The 1533-nt window shown below is 35.0% G+C and carries 3 protein-coding genes; 2 read left to right on the top strand and 1 reads right to left on the bottom strand.

Translation table 11 applies throughout. The features are described 5' to 3' along the window. Both AC06OU_RS06180 and AC06OU_RS06175 read left to right on the top strand, forming a co-directional pair. A partial coding sequence (locus tag AC06OU_RS06180; protein ID WP_475854670.1) for an RNA polymerase sigma factor occupies positions 1 to 319 on the top strand: 319 nt, incomplete at its 5' end. 2 nt (positions 320 to 321) lie between these two features. After that, positions 322 to 1005: a zf-HC2 domain-containing protein gene (locus AC06OU_RS06175; protein WP_475854668.1), complete on the top strand. Its 684-nt coding sequence runs from the start codon at positions 322 to 324 to the stop codon at positions 1003 to 1005. Positions 1006 to 1143: 138 nt separating this feature from the next. Here the strand turns inward: AC06OU_RS06175 and AC06OU_RS06170 are convergent. Continuing rightward, the coding region (locus AC06OU_RS06170; protein WP_475854666.1) for a hypothetical protein at positions 1144 to 1533 on the bottom strand (390 nt) is incomplete at its 5' end.

Below are 1533 nucleotides of genomic sequence, written 5' to 3'. Positions count from 1 at the left end.
TGTTTGGCTTTGTCAAATTGCTAAGAATACCTACTTTACCTATCTGGACAAGCAAAAGCGATTTGTTACAGATGAAATACCAGAACAAGCAAGTGAAAAAAGTATTGGAGAAATGATATTAAACAAAGAAGAGACTTTTCGTTTGCATAAGGTCTTGCATCATTTAGAAGAGCCTTACAAAGAAGTTTTTACACTAAGAGTATTTGGAGAGCTTTCCTTTAAAGAAATAAGTGAGCTTTTTGAGAAAACAGAAAGTTGGGCGAGAGTCACATTTCACCGTTCTAAACGCAAAATACAAGACTTGTTAGAGGAGGAGTAGTAATGAGTAAAATATCCTGTGAAGTAATTCAAGATATGCTTCCGTTGTATTACGACAATGTTTGTAGTAATGATAGTAAGAGAATGGTGGAAGAACATCTTTCGTATTGCGATAACTGCAAAATGGAATTAGAGAGAATTCAAGATGAAGTTCATATTCCCGAGAAAAAAATAATAGAAAATAGAAATGATGGCAATGTTATAAAAAACATTTCTACTGCGTGGAAAAGAGTACGATTAAAAGCCTTTATTAAAGGTGGACTAATAAGTGCATTATTAATGAGCATTATTATTCTGGGATACGTCGGCTTATTCAAATGGGAAATCACCAGTGTTGCCACAGATGTAGTGGGAATTAGAGATATCAGTCAAATGGAGGATGGGAAGATTGTATACTATGCCGAGATAAACGATGGATATAGTTTAAATAGAATAAAATATGATATGGACAAGGAAGGGGATTTTTATATAACTCCACTACGACCGATAGTAAAGAAAGAAGCAGAGCCTCCTTATGCATTAGAAAAAGGGTATGATTTTATTGATATTAAAGAACAAGAAGAATACAGGGGTATAGAAGTAAAAACAATTTATTACGGTACGCCAAAAGATAAAGTTTTAATTTGGGAAAAGGGAATGGAATTACCAAAGACAAGTGAAGAAGTAGAGAAATCCCTTGGATTCTAATTTTATCTTTCTTGAACTAACGGGTGCTTTACTTCAATAAGGGGGAGGAGAAAGTCGATCCTCTCTCGTATTTATATAGTGGAATCTTGGGTAGAATCATATGTAAGAATTCCGCCAAAGGGCAGAATTCTTACGGTACTAACGCACCATTTTCCATTCGTTAGTGGCCATATCAAATGCTATTTGTCTAAAGTCATCTAGTGTAACCCATTCGTCCGACTTAAATTCTTCAAACGGAACAAGTTCCAAATCTGCGTCTGGAACCTCTGAATTTATATCTTCTATGATTGTAGCATATCGCTTGTAGTAGGTTTCTTTTTGATTTTGTGTCAATTCTAAAGGGGTGTTTGAAATGACTTCTTTATCAGTGTCGGATATCGGTAGTACGTGTACTTCTTGATCGTTAGCTGCCTCTTTCGTTTTCTCTTCTTTTGCTGGTCCCTGTACTTCTGTTTTCTCATTAGGACTACATCCAGCTAACAGAATAGATCCTAGGAAAATCCCTGTATAAAATATTTTTTTCAATAT

The organism is Psychrobacillus sp. (assembly GCF_056205495.1).
The sequence above is the reverse complement of the archived record's forward strand: the minus strand, read 5'-3'. Positions and strand labels throughout refer to the sequence as shown.